The following is a 25,453-nucleotide window of genomic DNA, read 5'->3' as shown; positions in this document are numbered from 1 at the left end:
GCTATTCCGCGGCGTGCGAGGCGGCTTGCGGCGCCGGCCCGTCGATCAGCGGGCAGATCGGCTGGATGTCGAGCTCTGACATCGTGCGCGTCAGCTCTGTCTGGCAGAAATCGACGATGCCACGGAAGATCCGCGCATAGGCACCATGGGTCAGCAGGTGCTTGCGCATGGCGATGACGACTTTGCGCGACATGCCCGGCAGCACATAGAATCGCATCTTGTCGCGCATCGCCGCCGGCAGATGCGAGGCGGTGGAGAGCGGCACATGGGTCGTTGCCAGCCCCTCGGCCACGAAGCTGGAGGCCACGGTGAAGCTCGGCGCGCCGAAGGACGAACGGGCCATCGGCATGTTGGCGCGGTACCATTCGTCAGAGGGCGAGCGCGTGGGCACGGCCGCGTCGATCTCGACATAGCGGAGCAGCTCGGGGCGAATGCGCTCGGCGTCGGCGCCCGGCGAGAAGGCATAGCGCATCTCGTCTTCCGAGACAGAGGCGGGCACGGCCAGCGCCATCTTCTCCTCATAGAGCTGATCGACGGCGAAAGACGACGCTTCGGCTCCCAGCACCTCGGAAGCGAGCACCGCGACGTTCACCTTGTGCATCCGCAGCTGCTCGAACAGCGCCATGGAATTGAGGTCGTAGACCACCTCGAACTTGGCAAAATCGCTTTCGCGCATGGCTATCTTGGCGGCGGCCATCACGAAGGTGCCGCGCATCGCGGGCGTGATGCCCATGCGCAGCACGACAGAACCGTTGCGGAAGCGCTGCTCATGCTCGCGCAGCACCGATTGCATCTCGCGCAGCATCTCCTCGGCATGGCGGAACCAGAACTCCCCAGCCGGCGTCAGCGCCACGGTGCCGGTGCGGTTGCGCTCGATCAGCCTGGCGCCCAACGTTTCTTCCAGCTTGGCGAGCTGCTGGCTGATCGAGGGCTGGCTGAGGCCGATGCGGCGCGAGGCGCGGGTGATCGTGCCCGCCACCACCACGGCGTAGAAGATTTCGAGCTGGCGGAACTTGATGTCCACTTCGCTCGCCGGCGATGTGCGCAATCCGCCTGTCAGGTTCGTCATGATACTCGTCCGTCACATGATCCGCCGGGCAGGGCAGGCCGGCGCGCCGGCACAATACCGGGGCGATCTGTCCCGCGGGGCGGGGTTGTCGAATGTCTGGTGTCAGCGGTGCGCAGCATGGCGCAGAGCTGAAGCGGCCTTTCTGGCCAAAGAGCGATCAGTCGCGGCATCCGCCGCAACGCCGATCCGTTGCAACCTGGGGTGGTGCATGGCCAATCCTCCCATTGGCAATGCAGGGCGGGCTGTCTGTCCGCTCTGAGACGTTAATAGAAACACAATAACGAACGTTGGGAAAGCTGGTGCGGCAGGAAGTCGCACATGGCCCCCGGCGGACGTGCCGCCGGGGGCCAGAAAATGCAGGCGACTTAGGCGCTTAGTCGTCGTCTTCGGGCAGCGCGTAGACGGCGAGCTGGTCGCCCACCTCCGGCGAGAGGATCGAGTTACCGCCGGCCGTGAAGGCCACATATTCGCGGCCCTGGTAGACATAGACGGCCGGGTTCGACACCGCCGGCGCATCCACGACATCGGACCAGAGGACCGAGCCATCCGCCGGGTCGATGGCGCGCACCTGCGCATCCATCGAGGCGCCGATGAAGATCACACCGCCTGCGGTGACGACCGGGGCGCCGATGTTGGGCGAACCCCAGCTTTCCGGGCCGAAGAAGCCCCATTTCTTGGAGCGGCCGAACGGCACCTGCCAGAGCAGCTCGCCGGTATCGAGGTCATAGGCCAGCATGGTGCCATAGGGCGGCACCCAGCACGGCAGGCCGCTGTCCGTAACCCAGTTCACCAGCTGAAAGCCGTAGGGCGAGCCGATCTGGGGATAGAGCCCCTGCTCGTTGCCCGAGCCGCCTTCCATATTGTTGTACTCTTCCCGCGGGATGAGTTTGAGCGTTTGGACGACCTTCGAGACGTTGATGTAATAGCGGTTCGTCGTGGGATCGAGCGCGCCGCCACCCCATTGCATGCCGCCGGCAGTGCCGGGGTAGACGATGGTGCCTTCCTCGGAGGGCGGGGTGAACAGGCCATCGTACCGCATCCCCTCGATCATGTCGGCGCACTGGCCGAACGAGACGAGGTTCGCCAGCGTCGACATCTCGGGATAGCTCTCGAAGTCATGGCTGGGCGGCGGCGTCAGGAAGAAGGGCTGCGTCGGCGAAGCCTCTTCGCCCTCGACATCGCTGGCGGGAACGGGGCGCTCTTCGTAATCGAAGATCGGCTCGCCCGTCTCGCGGTTGAGGACGTAAAGCATGGACTGCTTGGTTGATTGCACCAGGGCGGGCACCGTTTCACCGTCGATCTCAAGATCGACGAGGGTCGGCGCGGCGTTGGTGTCGTAGTCCCAGATGTCGTGATGGACGAGCTGGCGCGACCAGATGATCTCGCCCGTGTCGATATCGACGGCGGTCACAGAGGTGGCCAGCTCGATCGGCTCTGTCCTAGCGCCGCCGTAATAGTTCGGGCTGGGGGAGGAGACGGGCAGGTACAGGATGCGCCGCTCTTCATCGACACTCATCGAGGCCCAGACGTTCGCCGTGCCCGTGGTGTCGCGGATCTCGCGGGGGATGAAATCCACCTCCCAGTTCAGCTCGCCGGTGACGGCATCGAGCGAGAAGACGGTGCCGGGGGAGGCGACGGAATATTCCCAATCCTTGCCGGCCCAACCGACGAAGAGCTGGCCGTCGAAGGCTGTCGGCGGCTGCAGCACAGACAGCGGCCATTCCTCGTTCACGTCGTTCCACTGGTTGACCGTGACGATGCCGCCATCGCCGAAATCCTGGCAGAGCTCGCCGGTATCGGCATCGACGGCATGCAGCTTGGCATCCATCGTGCCCATGTAGACGCGCTTCTGGCAGGGCTCGCCCTCGACGGGGTTCTCGGCCTCCCAATAGGTCACGCCGCGGCTCTTCAGCGCCGGTTGGGTCAGCGCTTCAAGCGTCGAGCCTGTGTCGTAGGACCAGCGCTCCTCGCCCGTGCCGGGGTCGAGCGCGATGATGCGGTAGAAGGGCGTGCCGATATAGAGCGTGTCATTGGCGAAGATCGGCGTGGCCGACCAGACAGAAGCCGGCAGATCGCCCGAGCCGTCAGAGACGTCGCCGGTGTTGTAATCCCAGGCCAGCTCGAGATCGCCAACGTTCTCGGGTGTGATCTGCGTGGCGGGCGAGAAATGCCGCGCGGCGAGGTCGCCGTTGAAGGTGTCCCAGTCAGTGTCCTGGGCGAAGGCCGGGGCGGCCATGGTGCCGGCGACCAGCGCCAGCGAGAGCGTGAGATGCGAGATTGGGCTGCTCATGCGCGGGCCTCCTGGCGATGCATTTGCTGATCGGCCATCAGCCAGATGAAACCGGCGGCAGAGACCGCTATGGCGACGGCAATTTCGGGATGCAGAATGAACACGCCCGCAACGGCGGTTCCAATCATGGCGAGCGCGATCAAAATGATCAGTACGACACGCCAGGCTCCGCGATGAAGCGGGGCGATCAGGGCAGTGCCGATGAGGATGCAGAGGGCGCCGAAGCCGGTGATGATAGGCGCAATCGTGCCCGTCGAGCCGGTCAGTGGGGTAAAATAAACGTAGATGCAGATGCCTAGGGCGACGAGCGCACCCCCGGCCATGAGCACAATCGCTATGCTTCGTGACATGTCCAAGGAATCTCCTGCTTTGGGCTGTAAAACCGCAACGGGCAGGGAACCGGCGGAGTTCCGCGCAGAATTTTCACGAAATTCGTGAGCCGGGTTTAATCCAGGACATGTCCGTGGGGCGCGTGCGGCTCATTCCCGTTCGAGCAGGGCCAGCAGACGCCGCTCTGCCGCATGCAGGCCGCTCAGCTCTACCGGGGGCGGCAGCTCCACTGGCTCGTCAGCCAGCGACAGAACGAGCGGGTGGATATAGCTGTTGCGCGCGATGGTCGGGGTGTTGCCCAGCTCTTCCGCCGCGGCCTCCGCCATGGCCTTGATGCTCAGCCGCTCGGCGTGCTCGGCGACCTCATAGGCGGCGCGGGTGCCAGCCCAGGTGCGGAAGGTCTTGGCCGTGGCGCCCTCAAGGCCGCCCGAGGCATCCGCGAGGTAGTGATTGAGATCGGACGAGCCGACGCGATGCCGCTCGCCTTGCTCATCCACCCACAGCAGCAGCTCTGCGCCCGGCAGGTCGCGCGCTCGGTGCAGCACTTTCTGCAGCTTCTTGTCGTTGATCTTGCGCTTCACCTTCTTGCCGCCCTTCGCGGTGAACGACAGGTGCAGCGTGTCGCCATCCAGCCGCACATGCCGACGGGTCAGCGTGAGCGCCCCGCGCGAGCCATTGGCCTTGAGATAGGCGTCGTTGCCGACGCGCAGCGCCAGCCTGTCGATCAGCAGCGCAGCGGCGGCGAGGGCGAAGGCCTTGTCGCCCGCCTCGGCGCCGAGGTCGCGGGTGATGCGGCGGCGGATTGCGGGCAGCGCCCGGCCGAACTCGGCAAGGCCGGCGAATTTGGTTTCGGACCGGGCAGCGGACCAGTCGGGATAGTAGCGATACTGCTTGCGCTCGCGGGTGTCGTAGCCGGTGGCCTGAAGGTGACCGTTATGGAGCGGGCTGATCCAGACGTTCTCATAGGCCGGCGGCACGGCGAGAGCCTGCAGGCGGCGCCGCTCTTCGCCCCGGTCGATCCGGGTGCCGTCGGCGGCGATATAGGAAAAGCCCTTGCCCCGGCGCTGCCGCCGGATGCCCGGCTGGTGGTCAGGGTAATAGACGAGATCCGGGGGCAGGTCTTGCGGTGTCATGGTGCCCACTAACGGCGGGGCGGTGCGCGCGGTTCCGGAGGCCGACCCTCTCATTTGTCAGCCCCGATCGCGGAGAGCTGCGCCCGACTCAACCGCCCGCTAAATTTCGCAGCGCGAAAATTTGGCATTATTTCAGTGTGTTAAGGAATTAAATGCGGGCAGCGCGGGGTTCTGCATCAACATTCGTTATAATGAGTGAGCCGATGATTATACTCCCCCCTATCTCCGCCATGCATCCTTTCGGATGGGAGGAGCAGCACCTGGTGTTCTTCGTCCGGCGGGCGGATTCGCGGCGCTGAGAGACCCTTGGGAGGGGGTCTCGCGATGAAGAGCGCGGGTGCTGCCGAACTTTGTCTGCGCCGCGCCGAAGGTCGGGCGGCCGTTGCATTGTGAGGGAGGAAACATGCGACATTTCAAAACCCGGATTGCGTCATCCGTTCTGGCCGTGGCCAGCGCGCTGACGCTGAGCCAGGCTCAGGCCCAGGACAGTCCGCAGATCGACTTCGAAAGCGTCGGGCGCGGTGCCCCGGTGACCGTCGACATTCGCGACTACCAGATCATCGGCCCGGGCGCCGGTGGGGTGACCCGCCGCAATGTCGAAGGCGAAACGCTCGAGATCATGGCCTCTGCCCCCGGTGAAGGCGCGCCCGAAGGTGTCGAGCCGCTGGAGACGGATGTCTTCACCACCGACAACTTCTACGACGACGAAGAGCTCTGGGACGATCCGCGCTACTATCGCTGCAACGCCGCCCTGATGCTGGAAGCCTCGCGCGGTGCTTACGGCAACCCGATGATGATCGACGACGATCCGTCGACCGCCGCCTGGGGCTATTGCGACCGTGACTTCCCGCGTGAAGGCATCGTGAGCCCCTACGAGTTCACGACCGCTCAGGAGCATTACGAAGCCCTCATGGCCGAAACGCAGGAGCGTGGCGGCCCGACCGAGCAGACCTACGAGACGGTCCCCGGCGAGTGGACGGGCTACTACCAGTCGCCCCTCGGCCAGGAAAACACCGACAGCTGGTTCTGGATGCGCGTCAACCAGATCCCGACGATCCTGTCGCTGCTGACCGACGAGTACAAAACCCGCATGGTCCGCGAGCAATTCCACCAGGCGAACACGAACGTGCCCCAGTGGCAGTCGCAGTTCTGCTGGCCGGAAGGCTTTATGCGCCGCTTCCACCAGTATTCGGTGCGCGGCCATCAGGTCATCGTCGCGCCCGACGTGATGCAGGTGCTCACCGGTGTGGCCGACAACTTCCTGACGCAGGTGAACGTCGGCGCCGAGTTCAAGATGGAAGGCGTGGTGCCGCGCCTTGGGCAAGACGTGCCGCGCTGGTACGGTGAGACGGTCGGCTTCTGGGATGGCGACACGCTCATCACCTGGACGTCGAACATCCAGGGCTGGAAGGTGCACAACGCCTTCGAATTCTCGAACAAGATGCAGACCATCGAGATCTACTCGTCGCGCTACGATGACGAGGGCAATTTCGAAGGCATCGACCACGAGGCGATCTTCTACGACGAAGATGCCCTGCTGGAGCCGGTGCGCATCGTCCGCAATCTCGAGAAGATCGGCGAGTTCAGCGAAGTGGGCCCCGAGATCGACCCCTACATCTTCGTCGAATGCATCCAGACGCTCTTCCCCGATGAGCGCGGCGCCGCGTCGCCCGTCTCGCCGGGCACCACGATCGAGTACACCGTGCCGGACATGTACGGCCGGCCCTGGGCGCAAACCTGGGATGACGTCGAGCGCAGCATGGGCATCGAGCCCCCGGCTCAGGAAGGGCTGTTCGGCTTCGATTGATCGCAGGTCATGAGCTTCCACGGGGCGGAGTCATCCGCCCCGTGGCGTGTCGCCCCGGCGGGGGGCAATCACGCCCGACGCAGGGGCTGAGACGGACGACCGAGGAGGCGGTGGCACCTCACAAGGGGCCACCGGGTCGTCCGTCACATACCTGGGAGGAGGAAACCCAAATGACGTTCAGAAGACAGATTGCACTAACCGTGGCAGCCACCGCGCTTGCCTGCGCCGCAATGCCTTCGTTCGCTCAGGACGAACCCGAGAGCCAAGCTCGCGGCTGGCCGGTGCAGAAGTCGAGCCCGGCATTCGGCGCCGGCAACCGGCTCGGCCACCAGGAACCGGGCTCACCCGGCGAGACACCCGAAGGGGTGGAGCCGCTGGAGGTTGATCTCTTCACAACGGAAGACTTCTACCAGGACCGCGACAGCTGGAGCGACCCGCGCTACTGGCGCTGCAACCCGCCGCTGGTCATCGAGAACCTTTGGGGCGCCTATCCCAACACCTCGCCCGTCAACAATCAGAACCCGCCCGACACGCCCTGGGGCGATTGCGAGGCGGATTATCCGCGCGAGGAAATCGTCAGCCCCTACGGCTTTGACACGGCCCAGGCCCATTACGAGGCGCTGATGGCCGAGGCCGAGGCGCATGGCGGCCCGACCGAATACAGCCGCGAGAACCTGCCGCCTGACTGGAACGGGCGCTATTCGCTCAACGATTACGGTACGCTCTTCCAGACCGGCGAGGGCTATGACGAGCGGGTGCTGTGGTACAATATGCACGTCAATCAGGTGCCGACGATCCTGTCGCTCCTGACCGAAGAGTATCAGACCCGCTACGTCCAGCAGCTCTACCACATCGGTGTCAGCAACGCGCATCAGTGGCCGGCCGCCTATTGCTGGCCCGAGGGCCTCATGCGGATGTGGCACTGGCCGGCAATGACCGCGCATGACTTCATGGTCTCGCCCGAGCAAGTGACGGTGCTGGGCGGCGTGGCCGACAACTTCCTGTTCCAGGTGCAGATGGACCGCGAGTTCACCATCGACGATCAGGGCCCGCCGCGGCTCGGCGCCAACGTGCCGCGCTGGTATGGCGAGACGATCGGCTTCTGGGATGACGACGCGCTCATCTCGTGGACGTCCAACATCCAGGGCTATTCGGTGCACAGCGCGCCGGAATATTCCAACAGCCTGCAGATCATCAACATCTACTCCCCTTGGGAGGAAGACGGCGAGTTCATGGGCCTGATGCAGGAGACGATCCTCTACGACGAGGAAGCCTTCGTCGAGCCGGTGCGCCTCGTCCGCGCGATCAAGAAGATGGGCGAGCTCAACGAGGTCGATCCCTACGTCTTCATCGAATGCGTGGCGACGATCTTCCCGGTCGATGGCTACCAGCAGAACGTCCAGCCCGGCACGAGCTTCGAATACGACGTGCCGGACATCTTCGGGCGCCCCTGGGCCTATTACTGGGAGAAATACAACGAAGAAGGCATGGAGCCGCCAGAGGCTGAAGGCCTCTTCGGCTTCGACTGACCCAAGATACGCCGGGCCCTGTGAGCGGGGCCCGGCAACCCGGAAAGAAAGAGACGACCTTGATCACACTTCGCCCCACCCTCGCCCTCGCGGCCCTCATTGCAGCCGGCGCTCTGCCCGCCCTGGCGCAGGAGCACGAAAGCGTTGGCCGCGGCTGGCCCGTCGAGCCGATGGCCGGCGAGGTGGTGGGCGCCTATTCGATCTACGGCGGCGCCGAAGTTGCCGGCGCACCGGCGGGCGAGACGCCCGAGGGGGTGGAGCCGCTCGAAGTGGATCTCTTCACCACCGATGATTTCTACGCCGACCGCGAGCTGTGGAGCGACCCGCTCTACTGGCGCTGCAATTCCTCGGTCGCCATCGAGGATCACTGGGGCGCCTACCCCGGCTCCTCTCCCAAGAACAACGAAGACCCGGCCGAGGCCCCGTGGGGCCGCTGCGACGTGGATTACCCGCGCGAGGCCATCGTCTCCCCCTATCCCTTCGCCACCGCGCAGGAGCATTACGAGGCCCTGCTGGCGGAGACGGAAGAGGCCGGCGGCCCGACGCAGCATGACCGCATGTCCCTGCCCTACTGGGACGGGCGCTACGGCATCACAGGCGAAAACCTGTTCCAGAACGGTCAGTCCATCGGCGGGCGCGGCCAGTGGTACTACATGCACATGAACCAGGTGCCGACGATCCTGTCGCTTCTGACGGAGGAGTACCAGACCCGCTTCGTCCAGCAGGCCTACCACACGGGCGTCACCAACGCGCATCAATGGCCGGCGAGCTACTGCTACCCCGAAGGCTTCATGCGCTTCTTCCACTGGCCGGCGATGTTCACCGTCGACGTGATGATGACGCCGACGCAGGTGCAGATCCTCGGCGGCACGGCGGACAACTTCCTGCGCCAGTTCCAGATCGGCGCCGAGATGATCGTCGAGGAGGGCAGCGTGCCGCGCCTCGGCGCCCCGGTGCCGCGTTGGTACGGCGAGAGCGTCGCCTTCTGGGACGGTGACGCGCTGATCAGCTGGACGTCGAACATCCAGGGCTACACCGTGCACTCGGCCTACGAGTTCTCGAACGAGCTGCAGACGGTGGAGATCTTCACGCCGCGCACGGACGAGGCCGGCGAGTTCAACGGCCTGGTGCACGAGGCGATCTTCTACGATCCCGAGGCGCTGGTAGAGCCGGTGCGCATGGTGCGCGAGCTCGACTGGCAGGCCCCGCTCAACGAGGTGGAGCCCTACGTCTATATCGAGTGCATTCCCACGATCTTCCCGGTCGACGGCTACCAGCAGAACGTGCAGCCGGGAACGACGTTCGAGTACCAGGTGCCCGACGCCTTTGGCCGGCCCTGGGCGCAGGTTTGGGAGGAATACCACGAAGAGGGCATGACTCAGCCAGAGGCTGAGGCGCTCTTCGGGTTCGACTGAGGCCCCGGTGCGCAGCCCGCACCGGCCTGAATTTGAAAATCCATGGGAGGAGAAAAATCCATGAAAACCAAACTACTCACATCGCTGATGGCTGGCGCCGCGCTGATTGCGCTGCCGGCTTTTGCTCAGGACGATATGCAAGACGGCCCCGGCGGCGAAGCCGGCCCGATGCACCTGCGCGACATCGGCTTCATGGTCATGGGCGGCGACACGTCGGAGCCCGACGAGAACGGCGCCGTGACCGTCGAGAACCAGATGTTCGTTGAATTCTACCTCAACGAAGATCCGCAATACGATGTGCCGATCGTGCTCGTGCACGGCGGCGGCGGCCAGTCGTCTGACTGGTACGGCACGCCCGACGGGCGCGACGGTGTGCGCGACTACCTGATCGCTGCGGGCTTCGACGTCTACGCCGTCGACCGCCCCGGCCACGGCCGCTCGCCGGCCAGCCCGAACTACGGCAATGGCCAGCTCGGCCAGGCCAACTCGGGGATCATCTCGTGGCTCGCCACCTCGGAGAACTGGCCGGGCGGTGAGCCGACGCCGGACAACGAGAACGTCATCAACTGGCTGAAGCTCTCGGCCACCACGCCCTACGGCGGCGACGTTCTGTCTGCCGAGAAGATCTCCGAGCTGCTCGACGAGATCGGCCCGGCGATCCTGATGCCGCACTCGGCCGGCGGCCGCTCCGCCTTCCTCGCCGCGCAGATGAACCCCGAGAACGTCGTGGGCATCGTCGCGATCGAGGCGGCGGGCTCGAACCCGTTCGCCGACGAAGTGATGCGCACCAACCTCACCTGGGAGCCTGCGCTGGCCGAAGACGTGACCGTGCCCGAGGGCGATTGCCCGATGCAGGCCGAAGGCGAAGCCAGCACCCTGCCGGGTCTGACCGACATCCCGATCACCATGATCGCGTCGGGCATCTTCCACACCTCCGCGCAGCTCGACTGCTTCGCGAGCGTCTGGGAGCAGGCCGGTGTGTCGGTGGACAAGATCCTGCTGGCGGATGACTTCCCCGGCGTGGGCCACTTCTTCACCGCCGAAACCAACAACGGCGAGACCGTTCAGGTGCTGATCGACGCCGCGGCGGACTTCGCCAACCAGTAAAAGTACTCGGGCCGGCCCTTCCGGGGGCCGGCCCACTCCCCCGCGCCCGGGCATGGGCGCCCTTCCCCTACATTCGAGACGTGATGTGGCCCTTGGCCCGTCGGCGGCACCCCCGCCCGATCTCATCCCCTCACCACGCCTGCACGCCGGGCAGGCGCTCGCCCGGCGCCTGCGGCTTGATTCCGGGCGGGCTGCGGAGTGGCGGTGGCGCTACCCCCAGACGATGGTGCGTTCGTGGCGCTCCACCGCTTCGGCCAGCGAGGCGAATTCGTCCTGGATGTGATCGGCCATCCGCTTCACCGCCGGCGCCATCGGGGCGCCAGCCGCGGTGAGGATGCCGATCACGCGCTTCGGCTGCGGCACGTCGAGCGGCACGACGGCCACCTTGTTCTCTTGCCGCATGGCGAAGACCACGCTGTGCGGCAGGATCGCCAGCGCATCCGTCTCGGAGAGGTAATTGACCACGCTCATCAGCGAGCCGCCGGAATAGCGGATCGCCAGCTCGTTCGAGCCGAGCGTCAGCAAAATCCAGTGCAGGTCCAGCAGCAGCGGCGAGCCGGGCAGCGGCGCCACCCAGGGGTAGCGCGTCACATCGCTGGCCGAGAGCACGCTTCTCTGCACCAGCGGGTGATGCTTGCGGGCGGCGATGACATTGCGGGCCCGCAGCAGCGGGATGAATTCGAAGCCCTCGGGCGGTGTCGACTGGCCGAGCGGTGTGATGGCGAGGTCGAGGAAATCGGCCTCGAGCTGGCCGGTCAGCTCGCCGAGATTGCCGTAGCTCTGATCGACCCGCACGTCGGGGTGGCGGGTGTTGTAGGTGGCAATGGTGCGCGAGATGATCGCGTCGAGGAAGAAGGGCACCCCGCCCATCCGCACGACGCCGGCATTGCCCTGGCGGTAGCTCGTCACCGCGTCAGAAACCTTGCGGCTGGCGGTGAGAATCGACAGCCCGTGCTGCGCCACGATCTCGCCCAGCGGGGTGGGCGTCAGCGGGCGGCGGCCCTTGACGAAAAGCGGCTCACCGAGGCGCTGTTCGAGCTGCGCCACAGTGCGCGAGATCGAGGGCTGCGAAACGCCCAGCGCCTTCGCCGCTTCCGTCGCCGAGCCATGCTTCACGATGGCCGCGATCTGCACCAGTTGACGTTCGTCGAACTTCATATCGTATGTCTATGAAAGCCTCCGCCTTCTTTTTATTGCACTATGTAAAGGCGGTCCATCCTCTGGCCCGCGCGCGATGGTCGCACCGGCTGCGCACCGCCGAAAGTGACGTTTCGTCAACGGGATGCCCGTTGTTTCATACGGAAATGATATGTTGAGAGCGCACGAAATCATGTCGTAGCGGGCTGAGAACGATATGCTGTGTCAGGCGTCGGGGGGAGAGTCATGGACCAACGCCAGGTCGACATATCAGACATGATGCCAGCCGCCGCCTTCGCGGCGCGCGCGGCATCCGCGCCAGACCAGCGGCTCGCCCGCCTGGTCGCCGCGCTGGTCGGCGAGCTGTCGCGCCTGGCCGAAGAGCACCAAATCAGCCGCGACGAGATGCGCCGCATCATCGGCTTTCTGTCGGAGGTGGGCGATGCCTGCTCCGACCAGCGGCAGGAATGGGTGCTGCTGGCCGATGCGCTGGGGCTGACGAGCACCGTCGAGCGGCTGGCCACGCCGCGCCCCGATGGCGCCACGCCCAACACGCTGATCGGCCCCTTCTACCGCAAGGGCGCGCCCCTGCGCCAAGATGGCGAGAGCATCTCGATCGACGGCGCCGGCGAGCCGCTGCGCTTCGAGGCCGAGGTGGTGGGGCTGAGGGGAGAGCCGGTGCCGGGTGCGCTGGTTGAGATCTGGCATGCGAATGGCGATGGTCTTTACGAGAATCAGTCGCCGGATCTGCAGCCAGAGCACAATCTGCGCGGCTCCTACCGCACCGGGCCGGAGGGACGCGTGCGCATTCACACCGTTCGCCCCGGCGGCTACGCCATCCCCGACGATGGCCCTGTCGGCTGGCTGCTCGGCCGTCTGGGGATGAGCCCCGACCGCCCGGCACATCTGCATTTTCGCATCTCGGCCAAGGGCTACGAGACGCTGACGACACATCTGTTCGACCCGAGCGACCCGGCCATCGATGCCGACCCGCTCTTCGCCGTGCATCCGGCGCTGATGGCCGAACTGACCCCGCATTCGGAGGGCGGCTTTGCTGCCTCGTTCCGTTTCGTCCTCAACCGGCAAGCGCCGGCTGCAGGGCAGGACCAACCCCAAGGAGGAGATAAATAATGAAAGTTTCTGGCTACCATCACCTGACGATGAGCACCGACGGTGCCCAGGAGGACTACGATTTCTTCACGAAGGATCTCGGCCTCTACTCGGTGAAGCGCACGGTGCTGTTCGACGGCGTTCTGCCCGTCTACCACCTCTACTACGGCTCGAAGAACGGCGATGAATCGACGATCATCACCACCTTCCCGTTCCGCAAGCCGGGTGTCTACGGCCGCCGCGGCACCAACCAGTCCAAGGTCGTTCAGCAGGCCATCCCCGTCGGCGCCGCCGATTTCTGGGTGAACCGCCTCAACGAGCGCGGCCACAAGGCGGTGAAGACCAACCGCTTCGGTATCGACCGCGTCGAGTTCGATCATCCCTCCGGGATCAACATGCAGCTGGTCGAGAACCCCGAAGACCCGCGTGACCCCATCGTTAACGAAGAGATGGGCCTCGGCAAAGAGCATGCCATCAAGGGCATCTACGGCGGCGTCGTCGCCGTGACCGACCGCAACGCGATGGACGATTTCATGACCGTCGCTCTGCCGCTCACCAAGATGGCCGATGACGAAAACGGCATGGCCTACAAGGTGCCGACCAACAACGGCATGTCCTCGGTCGTCGAGATCACCGAGATCAAGGACCAGCCGCAGGGCACCTGGACGCTGTCGGGCGGCACCATCCACCACTTCGCGCTCAACACCGGCGACGAAGACAGCCAGCTGAAACTGCGCGCGCATATCGAGGGCCTCGGCTTCACCGATATCTCCGAGCAGAAAGACCGGAACTACTTCAAGTCCTGCTACGTGCGCTCCCCGGGCGGTGCCCTGTTCGAGCTGGCTTGGACGACGCCGGAAGGCTGGGCCAAGGACGAGCCGGCCGATGCCATCGGCCAGACGCTCGTGTTCCCGCCGTGGTTCGAAGACCGCCGCGAGGAGCTGATGGAAGGGCTCGAGCCCGCCGCGTTCCAGAACGCCTGAGGCTGACGGTGCCAGACGTTCAAACCTACGGCACCCCGGTGGGGGAGGCGCAGATCATCTGCGTCTTCCTCCACGGACGGGGCCAAGACCCGGCCGCAATGGTCGACATGGTGTGCGGCCGGCTCGATGCGCCGGGCGTGCACTTCATTCTGCCCAAGAGCCCGCGCCCGGCCTGGTACGATGCCAAGGCCGTCGACCCGCTCGAAGAGCAAACGAAGGCGCAGCTCGAAGAGGGGCTGGAGCTCGTGCGCAAGCTCATGGCCGAGGCCAAGGAGATGGCCGCGGGCCGCCCGGTGCTGATCGGCGGTTTCAGCCAGGGCGCCTGCATGACGACGGAATACCTGCTTCGCGGCGGCAAGGCGGATGCGGCCATTGCGCTGACGGGTTGCCGCGTGGGCGCGGTGCAGGACGATCTGCCCCAGGCCGATCTTTCCGGCCTGCCGATCTACGCCACCGACAGCGACAACGACCCCTGGATTCCGCTTTGGGCTTTCCAGAAATCGGTGCACGATTTCTCGAAAGCCGGCGCGCGTATTCGCATGGATCTTGTGCCCGGGCGCGAACACGGCGTTGCCGATTGCGAGATCGCGGAGATGTCGAAGATGCTGCGCGACGTGATGGCGGGCAAAGAGCCGTTCGGAGGCACGGCGTGACCGGGGGGTTCATCTTCCCCGGCATCCGCAGCCGCGTGGTGTTCGGCAGCGGCACCCTCGCCAAGGTCGGGGAAGAGATCGAGACGCTCGGGCACGCCCGGGCCCTCGTTCTTTCCACCCCCAACCAGGCCGATCAGGCCGGCGAGCTGGCCGCCCAGCTGGGCGACAAGGCCGCCGGCGCCTACACCGAGGCGGCGATGCACACGCCAACCGATGTGACGGAGCGCGCCCTCGCCGCCTATGCCGATGCGGGGGCCGATTGCGTCGTCTCTATCGGCGGCGGCTCGACCATCGGGCTCGGCAAGGCCATCGCCACCCGCACGGGGGCCGACCATATCGCCGTGCCCACCACCTATGCCGGCTCGGAGATGACCGACATCCTCGGCGAGACGAAGGACGGCGCGAAGACCACGCGGCGCGACGCCTCCATCAGGCCCGAGGTGGTGATCTACGATGTCGATCTCACGGTGACGCTGCCGCCCGAGCTGACGGTCACCTCGGCCTTCAACGCCATCGCGCATGGGGTAGAGGCGCTCTATGCGCCCGACGCCAACCCGGTGCTGTCGATGATGTCGCTGGAGGCAATGCGCCGCTTCAAGGCCGGCCTGCCGGTGGTGACGCGCGACCCCGAAAACCTCGATGCGCGGGCCAAGGTGCTGGAAGGCGCTTGGTATTGCTCCACCGCGCTCGGCTACATCACCATGGCGCTGCACCATAAGCTGGCGCATGTGCTGGGCGGCTCGTTCGGCACGCCGCATGCCGAGACGCATGCCATCCTCATCCCGCACACCGCTGCCTTCAACGCGAAGGGCACCGACAAGCTCGACGGCGTGGCCGAGATCTTCGGCGGCAGAGCCGGCGGCGGACTTTGGGATTTCGCCAAGGAAACTGGCGCCCCGCTCAAGCTGGCCGATCTTGGCATGAGCGAGGCAGATCTCGACAAGGCGGCCGGCATCGCGGTGCAGAACGCCTATTACAACCCCCGCCCCTTCGACGAGGGCGACATCCGCACACTGCTTCAGGCGGCGTGGGAGGGGCGGCGGCCCGAGTAGCCGCCGCCTATTCCGCCGGCGGCGGTGGGGGCGTGTCCGCCTTCACCGCCCCGCGCATCCCCATGGGCATGTCGGGGCCTGTGGTCGTGTCGAAATAGGTCTGCTGTTCGGCCTCTGAATTGATCTCGGCACCGAGCAGCAGCACCAGAGCACTGATCCAAAGCCACATCAGCAGCACGACGACACCGGCGAGCGCGCCGAAGCTCTCGTTATAGCTGCTGAAATTCTGCGAATAGATAGAGAAGCCCATCGACGCCGCGATCCACAGGATGCAGGCCAGCGCGGCGCCGGGGATCAGCCAGCGCCATTTCGGCGGGCTTCTGTCAGGGCCGAAGTGGTAGATCGTGGCCAGGCCCAGAACGGTCAGCACGAAGAGGATTGCCCAACGCAGCAGCCCGAAGATCTGCTCCAGCGAGGGCGGCAGGTTCAGAAGGCTGAAGAGGCTCGGCAGAACGACCGTCGCGGCCAGCCCTGCCACCATGCCGATGACCAGCATCACCGTCAGCCCCAGCGTGATCGCCTTCAGCTTGATGAAACCGCGCGTTTCCTGCTCGTCATAGGCAATGTTGAGCCCCTCGATGAGGCTCGCGACCCCTTTCGATGCAGAGTAGAGCGCCAGTGCGAGGCCGAGCAGGGCGGCGAAGCCCAGGCCAGCATTCTCCGAGCCGGCCACTTCCGTTGCCTGGCCGAGGATGATCTCGGCGGCGCGGGGCGGCAGCATCGAGGAGACATTGGCCAGCTGGTCCGTCACCTGCGAAGGCGACAGCACGAGCCCACCGATGGCGAGCAAGGCGGTGATGGCGGGAAAGATGGCCAGCAGGCCATAAAAAGCCACGCCCGCTGCGATGAGCGTGACGTGGTCTGTCTTGAATTCGCCGATGGTGCGAAGGGCAATCGCCTTCCATCCGGCGAGGGGGATATCTCGGGGTCGGGAGGCCTCGTGACCGAGGCCCCCCGTCTTCTTCGTCTCAGACATCCGGTTGACCGAGCTTCTCTTTCTCGGCTTCCGTCTTCACGCGGTCTTCCACGCGCTGAGCGGCGCTCTTGGCTTCGTCCTTGGCGGATTCGAAGGCCTCCTTGGCGGCATGGTCGGCCTTGCGACCTTCCTCGTGCAGCACATCGTTGGCCTCATCCATAGCAGCGCGGGCAACCCGCTCGGCCTTGGCCCGCTCTTCGCGGAAGATGCGCTCGGCCTCGTCGCGCAGATGGTCGGAGGTATCGCCGAACCACTCGTCTTCCTTGCGGCTGCGGGGCAGAGCGCCGGCAATGGCGGCGCCAACGGCAACGGCGAGCGCGCCGGCAACCAGCGGCTGTTCTTCAAAGAAATCCACGGCAGCGTCCTTTCCGCGAATGGCGGCCTCACGGCCGCGTTCAAGACCATGCCGGGCCGAGACTTCGGCCTGGCGGCGGACATCGAGCGCACGCGCCCGGGCCGCAATGATGCGCTCGCGCGCCTCGTGAGACAGATCGTCGGTGCCTTCGGCCAGACGGGCCCGCAGGCGCTTGGCGCTGTCGCTGCCGGAATGCAGGGCATCCGACACCCGCCAGCGCGCCCGGCGCGCCGAATTGCGGGCATCCGCGGCGCCAGCACGCAGGCGGTTGCGCAAGCCGTGCGCGCCATCACGGACGGACTCGCCCGCATCATGCGCTGCATCGCCAACCCGGTGCGCGGCACCGGAGGCGGCAGCACCCGCGCGATGGGCAGCGCCAGAAGCGGCGCCCCCGGCACGGTGGGCGGCATCGCTTGCGGCACCGCCAGCGCGATGCGCGGCATCTTTCACGCCGCCGCTGTGGCTGGCTTCATCTTCTGCGACGACAGCCTGATGCGCGTGGCGAAATTCAGAGAATTCGCCGGTGGCATCGTACTCGTCGAGCTCGTCGAAATCATCGAGCTCTTCATCTGCCGAGTACCACGACGGGTAGTGCGCCGCACGATCGTCGGTCGGGCGACCGGCGGCGCTCGCCGGGGTGGCCGCAGGCGAGTAGGCGGCCGCGCGATACCGCTCAGAAGCGGGGCGCGCCGGGCGGGCGGGAAGCGCGTAGTCTTCTTCCTCCACGCGGGTCACCGTCTTTGTCTTCGTCACGGTCTTGCTGTTGTTGCCGAAGATCAGCCAGGCAAGGCCGATGCCGGTGACAGCCAGAGCGACCGGGTTTTCCTTGACGGAGCGCCCGATGGCGCGGCCCACGTCTTCGCCGTTGGCGCGGATGGCGCGGGTAACCTCACCGATCATCGCATCCGGAGTGAAGCGGTTCTGGATCTCGTCCAGCGTGGCCGAAAGTTCAGAGCGTTCGCGCTCGATGCGGCGCTCGATTTCATGAGGGGAGGAGAGTTCTTCATCCCTTGGCATGATAAGCTCCTGTGACAGCTTGGGTGTCGCGCTTGACGTTTTCCGCGGTGCGGGTCGGCGCGAGAGAGTTGAGTTTCAGCGAATTCAGGCCGCGGGCCATGAAGGCCCAGGCAAGAAGAGCAAAGGCAACGCCGACGATGAGCGCGGACCAGCCCGCCTCGAGGCCCAGCTGGGTCAGGCCAGCCGAAATGGCGGCGGCCAGAACGTTGAGGGCGGTCAGGGCCAGGGCGACGGCGGCGATGATCATGCCGATGCCAACCGCGGCCTTGCGGAGGTTCTCGTTCATCTCGGCCCGCGCCAGATCAACCTCGTTGCGCACGAGAGAGCTGACATGGCGCAGAACCTCAGAGATCAGTCCGCCGGTGCTTTCGGTGGATTTATCCGACATCACACACCCTCCCCGACCTGCGGGTGAACCGGCGTGGTGCCCGGGGCCGCGGGGGCGGTGCGGGTGGCACCGGGGCGCTCACCGACCGGCTCGCGTGCCGGATCGACGGCCGGGCCGACAGCAGCCTTGGGCGTGCCGCGGGCCGACGCCTTGGCAAGGCGCGCGCCGGCAAAGCCGAGCAGCGCCGCGCCGCCGAGGAAGGCGACGGGGTTGCGGCGGCCGAAATCGCCGACATCGGTGACCAGATCGCCTACGGACTTGCCGCGCACGGAATCGGCGAAATCGGCAAGGCCATCGGCCATCACGCTGAACAACTGCTCCTGCGGGGAGCCGCCGCGCAGCTCGCTCGAGGCGTCGCGCAGCGCTTTGCCAACCGACGAGACCTCGTCGGCGACGTAGTCTTTGGCGCCATCGGCGCGGGCCTGAGCCTCTTCGGTCACCCGGTCACGAACGCCTTCAGCGGCATGAACCGCATCGTCCTTCAGGGATTTACCGGTCTCACGAACGGATTCGTAGGCTTCGGATTTGTGCTCTGGATTGGTGGAATTGTCAGTCATCTGATCCTCCTTCAGGCGATAAGATTGACGACGAACAGGACGACAACGACCAGCCCGATAACATAGATGATGGAATGCATGGGACGCGTCCCTCCGTATCTTGGTTTCGTGGCTTAACGAGTCTTTGAAGGCGTTTGTTCCGGTGCCAGGCCGGCGCCGAAAGAAAGACTTCGAAAGATGAGGCCGCGAGGGAGGGGGCGAGGGCCGCTTAGCGGTGCCGCACGGGGGCGGCGGCCGGCGGCGTGAGCGCCAGGTGGAAGCGGAAGCTCAGATCGCCCTCGCACCATTGCGCATAGCCGTAGGAGGCCTTGTTGTTGTACAGCACGAACCGCCCGCCCGCGCCCGAGGCAGGCAAGCCCGGCCCGTGCGGCAGAAACGGGTGGCTGCCCGGCGCATAAAGCGGCGAGTCGAGCGGCGTCACGCGGTAGCCCCAGCCGGATGAGGCAAGGCCGAGAACCGCAGAGATCGCATGCAGCTGCCGGTTGCCGCCGCGCACCACGTCGCGCGGCTCCAGCTCGACACCCATCTTCACGATCTGCTTCGGCTCCAGCCCATGCGCTGGCGTGAGCGCGAGGAACCCCGCCTCGGGCAGGCGGTTGGCGGGTTTGCCGAGCAGATGTAGCTCCAGCTCCAGCCCATCCGCCACACGGCGGAAGCCGGCCAGCGCGCGCGGCGGCGCGCCCGGCGCTTCCTGCGACAGGGTTGTGCTGATCCACAGCGTCTCGCCCTGCTCCACCACCTGGGCGGAGCCGAGCGTCACATTGGCCGAGAGCCCGCCGGCCTCGGCGATGCCGGGCTTTCGGGGCAGCTCGTTCGGCGCCGCGCCCGACATGAAGGATTGCAGGGCCGCGGCGTAATCGGCGCCCGACCAGGAGCGGTGGCTGTAGGCAAACAGGCCCGGCCCGTCGGGCCGCGCCTCGAAGACAGGCGCACCGCCGATGGCGATGCCGCGCAGCACGCCGTCGCCGGGCGAGAAGGTCAGCTCCATGTCGCCCAGCGTCTCGACCTCGCGCAGCGCCCGGCCCGGCCCGAGGGCGGGCGCGGCGGGGGGCGGCGAGATGCGGGCGAGGTCGGCAGGGGGCAGCGCGCGGATGGCCCGGGACAGCACGGCGTCCTTCTCGGCCCAGCTGGCCTCGAGATTGGCGAAGCGGCCATCGCTGCGGCGCGCCGCCGTGAATTCGGCCGGCTCCCAGGCGGTCTCACGGGGCAGGAAGACACGGGAATCGCGGCCCCAGCTCGGCTCGGCCAGCTCCAGCAGCGACCGCCCGAAGGCCTCGCGCTCCGGCCCCTCGGCCATCTGGGCATGAACCCGCATCGCCGCCATCAGCCCCGCGAGCCGTTGCGGCGCCGATGAGGTGCCGTGGATCAGCGTGTCGCCGATCTCGGTGCGCACCAGCGGCAACCTGTCCCGCGCCGGCGCCAGCGCCTCCCAGAAGGCGTCGAGGGTGGAGAACTGGGGCGTGAGGTCGGGCTGCACCTGCGAGAGGGCGCGGCGGGCGGCGAGCACCCCGGCGACATCGGGCGGGGCGGCGTTGATCCCGCCCGTCAGGATCGCGAGGCCGATCTCCTCGTCGCCCGGCTTCAGGATCGTGCCGTCGGCCTCGGGCATCAGCACGACGATCTCTGTCCCCGCCGGGCTGCGCCATCGAAAGGCGGTTGGCAGGTCGGGCCGCACAACCGCGGGGTCGAGGCTGATGAGCAGCAGCTCCACCCTTGCAGCTGCAAGCGCCTTGACCACGCCCACGGTCACGCCCTGAATTCCGGTCATCGCGGCGCAGCGCGTGTGCCGGCCGAAGCGCTCATCGAGCTGCCGGGCGATGCCGAGGCCTTCGGCGAAAAGCTCGGGCGTCAGCAGCTCGGCATGAAGCGTCATCGGCAGGGCGTGCCAGGTGATGCCACCCGCCTCGATCGCCGCCTCAAGCCGCTGCACAGCCGCGGCGGGCTGGGTGGCGAGGTGATCGGCGATGAGCGACGAATCGAGGGTGAAGGTCACGCCGGGCCCCGGCTGCCGCTCTGCCGCGACCTGCTCGAACGTGTCCAGCGCCATGGGGATGAGGTGCTCGTGCCAGCGGCGGCGCACCTCATCTGACCCGGCGGTCAGCCCAAGGCGGAATGCAGGCTTGTACACGGCATGCAGGATGCCCCGATCTGTCAACGCGGCCACGGCACCTCTTCTGGTTCTAGAGCGGCCGGCACGGCCAACGGCCCGCCCGTTCATATGGCGGATGACATGCCGTAGCGCATGGCGCGGCGCAGTACATCTGAAAGATGTTATATGTCGCAGAATGTGGCGCGAGATGTGACATCCGCCCCCCTTACGACGGGCGCGCAGGTCTCAAATGCTTATGAAGCAACCCTCTCGGGGAGGGCCCTGCCATGTGTCAGCCGCCCCACAGGGCGCGGTAAATCGGGGCGATGCACCGGCCTGGGCGGGACAGCGCCGGGGCCGGGATCTATCTGAGAGCCTGTCGGGCCTTACGCGCCCCGCCGCCCCGCGCCTGCGACCAACGCTCGCGCGTTCGACGATGGAGGTTGCCGCCTTGGACAGCATGTCCCCAATCCTGCTCGGAACGCTCGGCAGCCTCGTCGCCGGCCTGATGACCGCCGTGGGAGCCCTGCCCGTTCTCGCAGGGCGTGTGCCGGGCCAGGCGACGCGCGACATGCTGCTGGGCTTTGCGGCGGGGGTTATGCTCTCTGCCTCGTTCTTCTCACTGATCATCCCCGCCCTCGATTCCGGGGCCGAGCGCTACGGCGACGGCGCGATCCCGGCGGCGATCGTGGTGGGCGGCATCCTTCTGGGCATGGGCGCTGTGGCGCTGATGAACGAGAAGCTGCCGCACGAGCATTTCGGTGGCGGGAAGGAGGGGCCGCAATCGGCCTCGCTGCGGCGCATCTGGCTCTTCATCTTCGCCATCACCATCCACAACTTTCCCGAAGGGTTGGCCGTGGGCGTGGGCTTCGGCGCCGGAGGGCTGGAGGGCGGACTGCCGCTCGCGACCGGCATCGGGCTGCAGAACGCGCCGGAGGGGCTGGCCGTGGCCGTGGCGCTGCTGGGCGAAGGCTACCCGAGGCTGCGGGCCTTCGGCATCGCGGCACTGACCGGCATGGTCGAGCCGCTTGGCGGGCTGATCGGCGCCGGCGTAATCACGGTGGCTGAGCCGCTGCTGCCCTGGGGCCTCGCCTTCGCGGCGGGGGCGATGCTCTATGTGATCAGCCACGAGATCATCCCCGAGACGCACCGCTCGGGGCATCAGAACAAGGCGACGCTGGGGCTGGCCGTAGGTCTGGTGCTGATGCTGTTCCTGGATGTGTGGCTGGGGTGAGGGGGCGAGCGGCCGCTGCAACTGCGCACCCTCGCCGCTGCTTGCCCCGCGCGGGATCAAGGCCGCAGGCCGCCGCGCGAGCGCCGGCCCGTCCCCGCGCTCTGGTGAAGGCAGCGCCTAGCTCGCCGCGAGGAGGGGCGTTGCAGGCATAAAGCGCGGTAGCGGGGCCGCTGCAGCGCCACCCCACGGGCCGGCGTGCACGGTCAGTGCATCCTTGATGGTTTCACCCGCCCTGGGTGTGTCTCATCAATTACAATCGGGCCGAGTTTAGGTCCGCCATAATGGCGCACCGCCCCCTACAGCCCGCCGTGCACCGCTTCCCCGCCCAGCATCGTCATCACCACCTTGGTCTCGCCGATGTCATGCGGATCGCAGGTGAAGATGTCCTGATCAAGCACGATGAGGTCGGCGTATTTGCCGGGCGCCAGGCTGCCCGTGTCAGCCTCGCGCCAGCCGGTCAGCGCGGCGAGGGTGGTATAGCCGGCGACGCATTGCTCGATGGTCAGCGCCTCCTCCGGCAGGAGCGGCTCGACATCTTCCTCGTCCTTGCCCGGCTGGCGGGTGATGGCCGTCTCGATGATCGCGAAGGGATTCAGCGTGCTCACCGTCCAGTCCGACGAGAGCACTATCTCGGCCCTCGCCCGGGCCAGCGCGCCGAAGGCGTAGATGTACTTGCTCCGCTCCGGGCCGACGACGGGGATGGAGGCCTCGGTGATCGGCTCCTCCATCCGCGCCCAGAGGGGCTGCACGTTCGCCACCACGCCAAGTTCGGCGAAACGCGGGATGTCGGCGGGGTCAATGAACTGGATATGGGCGATCTGGTGTCGGCTCGGCCAGGGGCCGTTCTGCTGGCGCGCCAGCTCCATCCCGTCGAGCGCGGCGCGCACCGCAGCGTCGCCGATGCAATGCACATGGATCTGGAAGCGCGCCGCATCGAAGGCCGGGAACAGCGCGTCGATCTGCTCCTTTGGGAACATCACCGGGAAGTTGCCACCGATCTCGTCGGAATAATCCTCGATCATCGCGGCGGTGCGGTTCTCGACCACGCCATCGAAGAAGAACTTCGCCGAATGGATGCGGAACATCTCGTATTGCGCCTTGGCGCGCAGCTCACTCACCCGCGCCACCGCCTGATCCGCCGGCTCGCCGGGCTTCACCAGCGCCGTGGCCCGCACCCGCACCGTCAGCTCGCCAGCCTCGGCCATGCCAGCGTAGATGCGGCGGTGCCGCTCCTCCACGAGCGCATCAAGCACGCCGGTGATGCCATGCTCGTTGGCATGGCGCTGCGCCCAGAGCACGCCCTCGCGGTATTCTGCGTCGTTCGGCTGCGGGCGCCGGTCGTTCACGTAAGTGACGGCCCGCTCGTAGAGCATGCCGGTGGGGTTGCCATCGGCATCGCGCACGAACTGCCCTTCCGGCGGGTCGGGCGTTTCGGAGGTGATGCCCAGCGCTTCCATCGCCGCCGTGTTGATGCAGGCGTTATGCGCATCCGCCGCCGTCACCATCGCCGGCCGGTCGGGGATCGCCTTGTCGAGCACGGCGGCAGAGAGGTTCTTCTCCGTTAGGATCGCCGAATTGTAGAAGGCCCCGAACACCCAAGGGTGATTATGCGTGGCGGCGAAGGCAGTCATCTTCTCTGCCAGAACCTCGGGCGTGTTCGCCGCCGTCAGATCGGCGGATTCCACGTTGTGATGGCCGCCGTCCTGCAGGTGAATATGCGTGTCGTGAAAGCCCGGCAGCACCAGCCGCCCGCCCGCGTCGAGCACCTTCGCGCCCTCGCCGGCCAATGCCCGCATGTCGGCTTCATCGCCCACCGCCAGCACCCGCCCCCTGGCGATGGCCAGCGATTCGGCCCGCGGGGTGAGCGGGTCCATCGTGCGGATATCGGCATTGATGAGAATTGTATCGGCGGTGATTCCTGCGGCGGTCACGTTGCTCTCCTGTGCGGGGCCAAAGCCGATGCTCCGGCCAGGAAACGAGACAAGCACGGTCATTTGCGACCTTTATCGTCGCCGATGTCGCTTTCGTGGCAGGCGCAACAGATTTCGAGGGGATCATTCCATCGGCGCTGCGCCGCCTTTGGGGAGTCTTCAGCAATGCAACGACACAAATTCATCGACCGGATGCATCAGGGCAAGGTCAGCCGACGCGACATGATGAAAGCCGCGGGCGCCTTCGGGGTGGGGGCCACGCTGCTGCCGCGCGTCGCCAATGCCGCCGAGATCCTGACCTGCCTGGAATGGGGCGGCTATGACGACCCCGCCTACTTCCGGCCCTTCATGGAAAAATACGGCGAAGAGCCGAACTTCTCGATCTTCGCGGGCGAGGAAGAGGCGCTGGCCAAAGTGCTCGCCGGTTTCGCCGCCGACATCATGCACCCCTGCAACTACTCCGTCGGGCGTTTCGTCTCGGCCGGCCTCACCGTGCCGATCGATACCGGGCGCCTGACCCATTGGAACGACATCTTCCCCGTCCTGAAAGCCGCCGATGGCGTGGTCATGGATGGCGATGTCGTCATGGTGCCGGCCGACTGGGGCAATTCCTCCATCGCCTACCGGCCCGACCTGGTCGATCCGTCGTTCATCGAGAACGAGAGCTGGGAGATCCTCTACGACCCGGCCTATGCGGGCCGTGTCTCCACCCTCGACAACGAGCTGGTCATCCAGATCGGCCTGATGGTCGCCGGGCAGAAATACCAGGACGTCTACGACATGACCGGGCCGGAGTTCGAAGCCGCCGCCCAGGAATGGGGCAAGCGCGGGCTCGATACCGCCCGCTTCCTCTGGACGGATGCGACCACGCTGCAGCAGGCCATGGCCTCTGGCGAGATCGTTGCGGCCTATGCCTGGAACGACCTCGTCGGTAACCTGCGTAACGAGGGCGTGCCCATTGCCTATGCCAACCCGAAGGAAGGCATGTTCACCTGGTTCTGCGGTCTGACGCTGCTGAATTCGGGCAATGCCGACGAGGCCGCGGCCTATGACTTCCTCGACGCCTGGCTCTCGCCCGAGACCGGCAAGCTGCTTATCGAGGAATCGGGCTACGGGCATGCCAACATGAAGAGCTTCGACGTGGCCGATCCCGAGGCCGTGGCGAATATGGGCCTGACCGACCCGGTGGCGATGATGGAAACCTCGCTCGTCTTCCTCACCCCGCCCGACGCGGTGCAGGAAGAGCAGGTGCGCATCTGGGAAGATCTGAAGGCGCTGCAGTTCTGATCTG

21 protein-coding genes are annotated in these 25,453 nt (G+C 66.4%); 10 read left to right on the top strand and 11 right to left on the bottom strand.

Features of this window, described 5'->3' with window-relative positions; all coding sequences use genetic code 11:
- Position 1 precedes the first annotated feature (1 nt).
- The 4 genes from ACXN5S_RS02560 to ACXN5S_RS02545 all read right to left on the bottom strand — a co-directional run bounded on the left by ACXN5S_RS02560 (position 2) and on the right by ACXN5S_RS02545 (position 4,822).
- Positions 2-1,069: a LysR family transcriptional regulator gene (locus ACXN5S_RS02560; protein ID WP_458603814.1), complete on the bottom strand. Its 1,068-nt coding sequence runs from the start codon at positions 1,067-1,069 to the stop codon at positions 2-4.
- Positions 1,070-1,442: 373 nt separating this feature from the next.
- Positions 1,443-3,359 carry a pyrroloquinoline quinone-dependent dehydrogenase gene (locus tag ACXN5S_RS02555; protein WP_458603813.1) on the bottom strand — a complete coding sequence of 639 codons (1,917 nt, stop codon included), beginning with the start codon at positions 3,357-3,359 and terminating at the stop codon, positions 1,443-1,445.
- Positions 3,356-3,715: a hypothetical protein gene (locus ACXN5S_RS02550; protein ID WP_458603812.1), complete on the bottom strand. Its 360-nt coding sequence runs from the start codon at positions 3,713-3,715 to the stop codon at positions 3,356-3,358. Before ACXN5S_RS02550 ends, ACXN5S_RS02555 begins: the two co-directional genes overlap by 4 nt.
- Before the next feature lie 123 nt (positions 3,716-3,838).
- Positions 3,839-4,822, bottom strand: coding sequence for a DNA topoisomerase IB (locus ACXN5S_RS02545; protein ID WP_458603811.1), 984 nt, complete (start codon positions 4,820-4,822; stop codon positions 3,839-3,841).
- Positions 4,823-5,225: 403 nt separating this feature from the next.
- On the opposite strand from ACXN5S_RS02545, the gene ACXN5S_RS02540 reads away from it, so the two are divergent.
- The 4 genes from ACXN5S_RS02540 to ACXN5S_RS02525 all read left to right on the top strand — a co-directional run bounded on the left by ACXN5S_RS02540 (position 5,226) and on the right by ACXN5S_RS02525 (position 10,680).
- Positions 5,226-6,629 carry a hypothetical protein gene (locus tag ACXN5S_RS02540; protein ID WP_458603810.1) on the top strand — a complete coding sequence of 468 codons (1,404 nt, stop codon included), beginning with the start codon at positions 5,226-5,228 and terminating at the stop codon, positions 6,627-6,629.
- 230 nt (positions 6,630-6,859) lie between these two features.
- Complete coding sequence (locus tag ACXN5S_RS02535; protein WP_458603809.1) at positions 6,860-8,158, top strand: hypothetical protein; 1,299 nt, start codon at positions 6,860-6,862, stop codon at positions 8,156-8,158.
- A 59-nt stretch (positions 8,159-8,217) separates the two neighbouring features.
- On the top strand, positions 8,218-9,573 hold the full coding sequence (locus ACXN5S_RS02530; protein ID WP_458603808.1) for a hypothetical protein: 1,356 nt from the start codon (positions 8,218-8,220) through the stop codon (positions 9,571-9,573).
- 60 nt (positions 9,574-9,633) lie between these two features.
- Positions 9,634-10,680: an alpha/beta fold hydrolase gene (locus tag ACXN5S_RS02525; protein WP_458603807.1), complete on the top strand. Its 1,047-nt coding sequence runs from the start codon at positions 9,634-9,636 to the stop codon at positions 10,678-10,680.
- 210 nt (positions 10,681-10,890) lie between these two features.
- Here the strand turns inward: ACXN5S_RS02525 and ACXN5S_RS02520 are convergent, their stop codons facing one another.
- Complete coding sequence (locus ACXN5S_RS02520) at positions 10,891-11,838, bottom strand: LysR family transcriptional regulator (protein ID WP_458603806.1); 948 nt, start codon at positions 11,836-11,838, stop codon at positions 10,891-10,893.
- Positions 11,839-12,063: 225 nt separating this feature from the next.
- Here ACXN5S_RS02520 and ACXN5S_RS02515 point away from each other — a divergent pair, with 225 nt between their 5' ends.
- The 4 genes from ACXN5S_RS02515 to ACXN5S_RS02500 are packed head-to-tail and all read left to right on the top strand — an operon-like array spanning position 12,064 to position 15,615.
- Entirely contained in the window at positions 12,064-12,948 is an 885-nt protein-coding gene (locus ACXN5S_RS02515) for a dioxygenase family protein (RefSeq protein WP_458603805.1), read from the top strand.
- Positions 12,948-13,910: a VOC family protein gene (locus ACXN5S_RS02510; RefSeq protein ID WP_458603804.1), complete on the top strand. Its 963-nt coding sequence runs from the start codon at positions 12,948-12,950 to the stop codon at positions 13,908-13,910. Before ACXN5S_RS02515 ends, ACXN5S_RS02510 begins: the two co-directional genes overlap by 1 nt.
- Positions 13,911-13,918: 8 nt before the next feature.
- A complete protein-coding gene (locus tag ACXN5S_RS02505; RefSeq protein ID WP_458603803.1) occupies positions 13,919-14,563 on the top strand; it encodes an alpha/beta hydrolase in 645 nt (214 codons plus the stop codon).
- A complete protein-coding gene (locus ACXN5S_RS02500; protein WP_458603802.1) occupies positions 14,560-15,615 on the top strand; it encodes a maleylacetate reductase in 1,056 nt (351 codons plus the stop codon). The genes ACXN5S_RS02505 and ACXN5S_RS02500 overlap by 4 nt, the downstream gene beginning before the upstream one ends.
- 7 nt (positions 15,616-15,622) lie before the next feature.
- Here ACXN5S_RS02500 and ACXN5S_RS02495 read toward each other — a convergent pair whose 3' ends face one another.
- The 5 genes from ACXN5S_RS02495 to ACXN5S_RS02475 all read right to left on the bottom strand — a co-directional run bounded on the left by ACXN5S_RS02495 (position 15,623) and on the right by ACXN5S_RS02475 (position 21,072).
- Positions 15,623-16,591, bottom strand: coding sequence for a YihY/virulence factor BrkB family protein (locus ACXN5S_RS02495; RefSeq protein ID WP_458603801.1), 969 nt, complete (start codon positions 16,589-16,591; stop codon positions 15,623-15,625).
- Complete coding sequence (locus ACXN5S_RS02490) at positions 16,584-17,963, bottom strand: DUF3619 family protein (protein WP_458603800.1); 1,380 nt, start codon at positions 17,961-17,963, stop codon at positions 16,584-16,586. Before ACXN5S_RS02490 ends, ACXN5S_RS02495 begins: the two co-directional genes overlap by 8 nt.
- Positions 17,950-18,351 carry a phage holin family protein gene (locus tag ACXN5S_RS02485; RefSeq protein WP_458603799.1) on the bottom strand — a complete coding sequence of 134 codons (402 nt, stop codon included), beginning with the start codon at positions 18,349-18,351 and terminating at the stop codon, positions 17,950-17,952. Before ACXN5S_RS02485 ends, ACXN5S_RS02490 begins: the two co-directional genes overlap by 14 nt.
- Positions 18,351-18,908 carry a hypothetical protein gene (locus ACXN5S_RS02480; RefSeq protein ID WP_458603798.1) on the bottom strand — a complete coding sequence of 186 codons (558 nt, stop codon included), beginning with the start codon at positions 18,906-18,908 and terminating at the stop codon, positions 18,351-18,353. Before ACXN5S_RS02480 ends, ACXN5S_RS02485 begins: the two co-directional genes overlap by 1 nt.
- Before the next feature lie 208 nt (positions 18,909-19,116).
- The gene (locus ACXN5S_RS02475; RefSeq protein ID WP_458603797.1) at positions 19,117-21,072 is read right to left on the bottom strand and encodes a hypothetical protein; all 1,956 of its coding nucleotides are present in this window, start codon (positions 21,070-21,072) and stop codon (positions 19,117-19,119) included.
- A 376-nt stretch (positions 21,073-21,448) separates the two neighbouring features.
- Here ACXN5S_RS02475 and ACXN5S_RS02470 point away from each other — a divergent pair, with 376 nt between their 5' ends.
- The gene (locus ACXN5S_RS02470) at positions 21,449-22,231 is read left to right on the top strand and encodes a ZIP family metal transporter (RefSeq protein WP_458603796.1); all 783 of its coding nucleotides are present in this window, start codon (positions 21,449-21,451) and stop codon (positions 22,229-22,231) included.
- Positions 22,232-22,527: 296 nt separating this feature from the next.
- On the opposite strand, the gene ACXN5S_RS02465 is transcribed toward ACXN5S_RS02470, so the two are convergent.
- Complete coding sequence (locus ACXN5S_RS02465; protein WP_458603795.1) at positions 22,528-24,162, bottom strand: amidohydrolase; 1,635 nt, start codon at positions 24,160-24,162, stop codon at positions 22,528-22,530.
- Between the two features lie 165 nt (positions 24,163-24,327).
- Here ACXN5S_RS02465 and ACXN5S_RS02460 point away from each other — a divergent pair, with 165 nt between their 5' ends.
- Complete coding sequence (locus ACXN5S_RS02460) at positions 24,328-25,449, top strand: ABC transporter substrate-binding protein (protein ID WP_458603794.1); 1,122 nt, start codon at positions 24,328-24,330, stop codon at positions 25,447-25,449.
- Positions 25,450-25,453: the final 4 nt, after the last annotated feature.

The sequence above is a fragment of the Pseudoroseicyclus sp. H15 genome (assembly GCF_054353345.1).
This window is presented reverse-complemented; position numbering and strand designations above follow the sequence as displayed.

Excerpts from the sequence above, each read along its gene's own strand:
- ACXN5S_RS02560 (WP_458603814.1), bottom strand. The coding sequence starts at position 1,069 with ATGACGAACCTGACAGGCGGATTGCGCACATCGCCGGCGAGCGAAGTG.
- ACXN5S_RS02555 (WP_458603813.1), bottom strand. The coding sequence starts at position 3,359 with ATGAGCAGCCCAATCTCGCATCTCACGCTCTCGCTGGCGCTGGTCGCC.
- ACXN5S_RS02545 (WP_458603811.1), bottom strand. The coding sequence starts at position 4,822 with ATGACACCGCAAGACCTGCCCCCGGATCTCGTCTATTACCCTGACCAC.
- ACXN5S_RS02540 (WP_458603810.1), top strand. The coding sequence starts at position 5,226 with ATGCGACATTTCAAAACCCGGATTGCGTCATCCGTTCTGGCCGTGGCC.
- ACXN5S_RS02535 (WP_458603809.1), top strand. The coding sequence starts at position 6,860 with ATGCCTTCGTTCGCTCAGGACGAACCCGAGAGCCAAGCTCGCGGCTGG.
- ACXN5S_RS02525 (WP_458603807.1), top strand. The coding sequence starts at position 9,634 with ATGAAAACCAAACTACTCACATCGCTGATGGCTGGCGCCGCGCTGATT.
- ACXN5S_RS02520 (WP_458603806.1), bottom strand. The coding sequence starts at position 11,838 with ATGAAGTTCGACGAACGTCAACTGGTGCAGATCGCGGCCATCGTGAAG.
- ACXN5S_RS02515 (WP_458603805.1), top strand. The coding sequence starts at position 12,064 with ATGGACCAACGCCAGGTCGACATATCAGACATGATGCCAGCCGCCGCC.
- ACXN5S_RS02510 (WP_458603804.1), top strand. The coding sequence starts at position 12,948 with ATGAAAGTTTCTGGCTACCATCACCTGACGATGAGCACCGACGGTGCC.
- ACXN5S_RS02495 (WP_458603801.1), bottom strand. The coding sequence starts at position 16,591 with ATGTCTGAGACGAAGAAGACGGGGGGCCTCGGTCACGAGGCCTCCCGA.
- ACXN5S_RS02490 (WP_458603800.1), bottom strand. The coding sequence starts at position 17,963 with ATGCCAAGGGATGAAGAACTCTCCTCCCCTCATGAAATCGAGCGCCGC.
- ACXN5S_RS02485 (WP_458603799.1), bottom strand. The coding sequence starts at position 18,351 with ATGTCGGATAAATCCACCGAAAGCACCGGCGGACTGATCTCTGAGGTT.
- ACXN5S_RS02480 (WP_458603798.1), bottom strand. The coding sequence starts at position 18,908 with ATGACTGACAATTCCACCAATCCAGAGCACAAATCCGAAGCCTACGAA.
- ACXN5S_RS02460 (WP_458603794.1), top strand. The coding sequence starts at position 24,328 with ATGCAACGACACAAATTCATCGACCGGATGCATCAGGGCAAGGTCAGC.